This window comes from Methylobacterium dankookense (genome assembly GCF_902141855.1).
In the GTDB taxonomy this organism is placed as follows: Bacteria; Pseudomonadota; Alphaproteobacteria; order Rhizobiales; family Beijerinckiaceae; genus Methylobacterium; species Methylobacterium dankookense.
This window is the reverse complement of sequence record NZ_CABFVH010000099.1, coordinates 1-5,002: the sequence shown is the minus strand read 5'-3', so window position 1 is coordinate 5,002 and position 5,002 is coordinate 1. Positions and strand designations below refer to the sequence as shown.

The window sequence follows — 5,002 nt, the reverse complement described above, 5'->3', positions numbered from 1 at the left end:
GCGCCACCACGCGCAGGCTGCCTAACCTCTCAACCAAGGTGGACCAGAGCCTCCGTTCCTGAGCACCGCAAACCGTCTCAAATCATCTGACGACGGACAATTTAGTTAACACAGGGCGCAGCCCCGCCATCAAGCCAGTCGTTTTCAGAGATTATAGACTTATTAAGGAAGGGGATAAGGTTGAACATTTTATTTACACTGGATCATCAGATGTTCACGGAGGATTTCCGATAGGATCTGGGGCAATAGTTTCAGCGTCGCCAATTATTTTGTTTGTTGATAATATGGAAAAATTCCAACGACGCGAATTGCGACTGATTACATATATCCGCGTTGAGTACGGCATCGTTGGGTCGACTTTGAGATACTTCACAGAAATAACGAGTGAAGTATATTGGCATGGAACGAAAGTGGATCCAAATACAAATCACATTACTCCTAATGTTGGTCTTGGCGCTATAGGCCAACAAAATGGGGTAGGGATCGTCAGATAAAAACTAATGGAAGCAAAAGGCTTGCGTAGTTCTCAGCGGTCGGGTCGGGCGGTGGCCGGACTGGACTGGGGCGAGGCGGGGCAAGGCCTGAAACGAAAAGCCCCGCTCGGCGGCTGCCGGCGGGGCTGAAGGGTCGAGCGGGGGCGAGGTGTCAGGCGTCCGGAGGACACCTCATCGCAGCAGCGCCGAGGATGACGCCGATCAGCAGCGCGATGCCGATGTAGACCGAGCAGAGATCCTGTTCCGCGGGCGGGCAGGTCACTGCGCCGCCTCCACGCCCTTCGGCACGATGTCAAACTCGATGACCGTGTCCGGCCGGGTGATGGGCCAGTAGTAGCGCTGCAGCATGTTGCAGGCGTAGAGCGGGGTCGCGCGGTAGAAGGCCGGACCCGGCTGGAAGTCCTCTGGCACCCATATCTTGAAGGTGATGACGTGCGTCCCGAGCCCTTGCGGCGGGCGCTCGTAATCGATGTCCTCTGGGAAGTAGCGGTGCGTGTGGCTGTCGTAGACGACGCGGTCCACGTGCGCCCGGCAGTCCCGGACGTACTCGACCTCCTGCCGGATATGCAGGTAGCTCCCCGGCGTCACGTTCTCGGTGGCGAGCCAGGAATAGTGAACCCGCACCGGGAGGGCGCGATCGGCTGCCCACCACGCGATCAGCAAAGCCGTCGAGACGATGGCGCCTGCGATGATCGCGAGGCAGGCATAGCCGAACAGGCGCAGGCTCATCACTTGCCCCCTCGGATCAGCGAGAAGAAGTCGATCCCATTCTTGGCGAGCGCCACCACGCCGCCGACGAAGGCCACGGCCGTGCCGCAGCACCACATCAGCACCCGGGCTCCTGTGCGTGGCGGACCCGCTCAGGGTTGTGCCGCTTCCCAGGTCAGGAAGAAGGCGACGTCCCCCGGCAGGCCATGGGGCCAGTCGACGATCATCGCGCGCAGACCGTATCCGCTCGGCTGAAGGCGATCGCGCCAGAATTCGAAGGCTTGGCGCGGCCGGCCGGTCAGGGTCTCGGGCCAATTCCCCTCGACATTGTTGATGGCCCGCCCAGCATCGGTGCAGAGCGCATTGGGGAAGCGCATCACCTGCAACTCCTTCTTGCCCTGCTCTGCGGCGATGCGCAGCCTGTGCAGGAGCGTCGCGGTGATCTCCTGAACCTTCTCGGGTGTCAGCTCGACCGGCTCGGAGAGCCGCTTGATGAGGTCGGCCTGGGCCTTGTCGGCCCGATCAAGGCCTTCACGCTCCCTCATGGCTTGCGCCGTTCTGAGGCTGGCCGCGTAGCCGGCGAGATCGGCCGCCGACATGAAGGGCGTGTCGCCGGACGCGAAGGTCGAGGCCGGTTGCGGGGTCGGCGTCTCCATGGTCGTCTCCCTGTCTCACCGCATCGGCTGGCGGAGGACCACCGCGACCTTGAGAGGCGGATGCGCCCGTGCGGCCGCGACAGGGCGCCCGATGCCCGCGTCGTGCGGGCGGCAACGTTCGATCGTGGTGCGGGCTCGGTCCTGTTCCGTCGGAATGTGCAGATCCGCGCATGATGTCAGTAGCGCCGCTCCATCCGCCGGTCGTGCCGATCCATCCGTCGCTCGTGTCGGCGCTGCATCCCCAAGGTCTGGGTTTTGATGATGGCCCCGTCCGCGAATCTCGATACTTCGGGAGCAGGGCGAGGCATGTTGACGACAGCGGCATTCGCGACGCTTCCGACATAGAGAGACAGCATCGCGGCGATCGATAAGCCTGCAAAGTTCAGATCTGTCATAGGCCGCCTCCGTCGTATCACCGTGGTCGCCACAACCGGCGCAGACATTCTTGCATCTCCCGCCTGCACCGCTTGATCGGATGGGCCGATGGCCACGCTCTGCCGACGCGTCCGCTTCGTCATGGCTGCAGCCTCCGTCACGTGCCTCACGGCAAGGGGCATGGCGCCGCGGCCGGCGCGTCTCCCGAACTCGCGGATGCGTCCGTGTCCGAGGTGGTCGCCGCCGAGACGCCGCCGGACCGAGCCGCCGCGGGCCTTCACCGATCGGGAGCAGCCGATGTGCGTCTGTACCGGAGTAATAGGCGGCCGGACCGAAGAGTCTTGCGCTCCCGGCGCCTGGCAGCACGCGATGTCCCATTCGATCAAGACAGGGCCGAGTGCCGAGCCTTACTTGGGTTGAGGGGTAATTGGTCGATTCGAGAACAGGAGAAATTCCTGTGCAATCGTCGTCTATATTGTGCACAACTGAACGGATAGCTGCGTCTCCCGAAGAGGCAAGCCTCGACGATGCTTGCCAGCCGCCAACGACCGGCTTCGTTCATCTCAAAGTGGCACAGGAGATCTACCCGGTGATCGCCGAGCTCGGCGCCGATCCCGAGGCCCTCGTTGCCGAGGCGGGCCTCGATCCCCGGCTCTTCGACGGCGCTCGCAAGTTCGTCTCGTTCACCGCGCTCGGCCGTCTCATGGCTCTTGCGGCCGCCCAAACCCGCTGCCCCCATCTCGGGCTGCTTGTCGGGCAACGGACCGCCTTGTCGGCGCTGGGGCTGCTTGGCGTATTGCTGCGCAATTCGGAGACCGTCGGCGATGCCCTGCGCGCCCTCGAAGCGCATCTGAGCGTGCGGGACCAGGGTGCGGTCTTCGGCCTCGGCGTGCACGACGACATCGCCGTGCTCAGCTACGCCCCGTATGAGCCCGAGGCCGAGGGGGCCGCTCTGCATTCGGAGCGGGCTCTGGCCAAGGCGATCAATATCCTGCGCGCGCTGTGCGGGGCCGAATGGATGCCGACGGAGGTGCTGCTGCCGCGCTCGACCCCGCATCATGCCGAGCCCTATGGAGCGTTCTTCCGCGCGCCCGTCCGGTTCGACCAGGAGATGGCCGCACTCGTGCTTCCGGCGGCTCTTCTGCAGAAGCCGATCGCAGGCGCCGACCCGAGCCTCCGCCGGAGAGCCGAAGAGCGCGTCCGTCGCCTCGAGGCGGTGGAGCGCAGCACGCTGACGGACGAGCTTCGCCGATACCTGCGGACCGCGGTGACCCGGCAGCGCTGCAGGGCGGCACGCGTGGCGCGACTCAGAATGGTGCACCGTCGCACCCTGAGCCGGCGCCTGAGGGCCGAGGGCACCAGCTTCCGGCAGCTTGCCGGCGAGGCGCAGTTCCGGGTGGCGCGGCAGTTGCTGGCCGATACCGGCATGAGCATGGCGCAGATCGCGGCCGTCCTGGACTTCTCCGAGCCCTCGGCCTTCACGCATGCCTTCCGGCGCTGGTCGGGCATGACGCCCACCGCCTGGAGACGGCTGAACCGTCCGAAGCCGAAGGACGACGGCGCGGATCGTCACCGCTGCGCAACGGGTGCAGGCACGGCAGCACGTTCGAGTCCGCGCGCTGACGATTCTCGTCGGCAGGACGACCGCTCAAGATGCGCGCATCAGCTCCTGGCAGATCCGTTTCCTGTCAACACAGATCTTGGGCCAGAACCATAGCCATAATCCGCCAATTGCGCGATGTTATTGGGCAAATGTTTATTTGTTTTTGCGTCCAGCATTTTATTTCAGATCGACTGTCTCATCATCCGGCCATCACTGAGACATCCATCCTTGAGATCCGGATCGCGACAGGCCGGACCGGCAGCATCCTGCGCGCGCCGACGAACGCGAGGTCGCTGCGAAGGCCGAGCCCGTGATCTGGCACTGCAAGCGTTCGCTGGGCCTCCCAGCCGGCGATGCGGCTTGCCCGGGTCCCTGAACGGTAGAGCCGCTCCGTCCCGCCATCGAGATGAGAGCCGTTCCCGATCGCGTTGCAATCGGGAACGGCTCTAATCTCTTGTTGTGACGCGCTCTCTTGCGCCGAACCGGTGTCCACTTCGGCTTAAGAGCGCTCTAGCTCTCCGCTACGACATCGGACGCGGTCGGCGCTCGAGATAGCGCTCGATGGCCGTTCGCGCGTTGAACAGCAGGCGGTCCGGGCCGAGCTCCTGATCCAGGCCTGCCCGCCGGACCATGTCGAGCACACTCGGGTTGAGGCCCACGAGCCAGACATTCGCGCCGGTTCTGCGGGCGCCCTCCTGCAGCATCTGCAAGGCCGAATACTCGATGTCGGGCACTCGGCTGAGATCGAGGACCACGACGCGCGGCTCGTGCTGGGCGATCAGCGCCCGGATCCGGTCCGCCACGTTCTGAGCATTCGCGAAGTAGAGCCGCCCCTCCGGGCGCAGGATCAGGAGACCGTCGAAAGTCTCGTCGTCCGGGTGATCCGGCGACAAGGGGCGCAGGACATCGGCTCCGCGCTTCCGGGCGATGACCGAGACGCGCGGATGTGCCGTCTGCAGGGCGAGGCCGGCCAGCGAGAGGACGATGGCTACGACGATGCCCTGGAGGGTTCCGAAGGTGAGGACTCCGAGCGCCGCCACGACCGCCCAGCGGAACTCCATGCGTGTCCGCCGTCAGCACTCCTGAGACAGATTGAGGGTCTTCACGAACGGAGGATGGCTGGTTCATCGTAGCCCCCAGGAGCGAAGATGAAACAGACGTCCGGG

4 protein-coding genes and 1 pseudogene are annotated in these 5,002 nt (G+C 64.5%); 1 reads left to right on the top strand and 4 read right to left on the bottom strand.

Annotated features, from left to right (window positions below):
• Positions 1-752: 752 nt before the first annotated feature.
• From MTDSW087_RS29540 to MTDSW087_RS29530, 3 genes are all read right to left on the bottom strand, one after another.
• On the bottom strand, positions 753-1,223 hold the full coding sequence (locus tag MTDSW087_RS29540; protein WP_238179823.1) for a hypothetical protein: 471 nt from the start codon (positions 1,221-1,223) through the stop codon (positions 753-755).
• Positions 1,224-1,354: 131 nt separating this feature from the next.
• On the bottom strand, positions 1,355-1,858 hold the full coding sequence (locus MTDSW087_RS29535; RefSeq protein ID WP_144769323.1) for a hypothetical protein: 504 nt from the start codon (positions 1,856-1,858) through the stop codon (positions 1,355-1,357).
• 176 nt (positions 1,859-2,034) lie between these two features.
• On the bottom strand, positions 2,035-2,253 hold the full coding sequence (locus MTDSW087_RS29530) for a hypothetical protein (RefSeq protein WP_144769321.1): 219 nt from the start codon (positions 2,251-2,253) through the stop codon (positions 2,035-2,037).
• Between the two features lie 569 nt (positions 2,254-2,822).
• On the opposite strand from MTDSW087_RS29530, the gene MTDSW087_RS29525 reads away from it, so the two are divergent.
• Positions 2,823-3,950, top strand: coding sequence for an AraC family transcriptional regulator (locus tag MTDSW087_RS29525; protein ID WP_306421709.1), 1,128 nt, complete (start codon positions 2,823-2,825; stop codon positions 3,948-3,950).
• 407 nt (positions 3,951-4,357) lie between these two features.
• Here MTDSW087_RS29525 and MTDSW087_RS29520 read toward each other — a convergent pair.
• Positions 4,358-4,900 (bottom strand): annotated as a pseudogene (locus tag MTDSW087_RS29520) (STAS domain-containing protein); the annotation flags it as partial.
• Positions 4,901-5,002: the final 102 nt, after the last annotated feature.

What these genes read in the sequence shown, in the direction of transcription:
- MTDSW087_RS29540 (WP_238179823.1), bottom strand. Translation starts at nt 1,223, where the DNA reads ATGAGCCTGCGCCTGTTCGGCTATGCCTGCCTCGCGATCATCGCAGGC.
- MTDSW087_RS29535 (WP_144769323.1), bottom strand. Translation starts at nt 1,858, where the DNA reads ATGGAGACGCCGACCCCGCAACCGGCCTCGACCTTCGCGTCCGGCGAC.
- MTDSW087_RS29530 (WP_144769321.1), bottom strand. Translation starts at nt 2,253, where the DNA reads ATGACAGATCTGAACTTTGCAGGCTTATCGATCGCCGCGATGCTGTCT.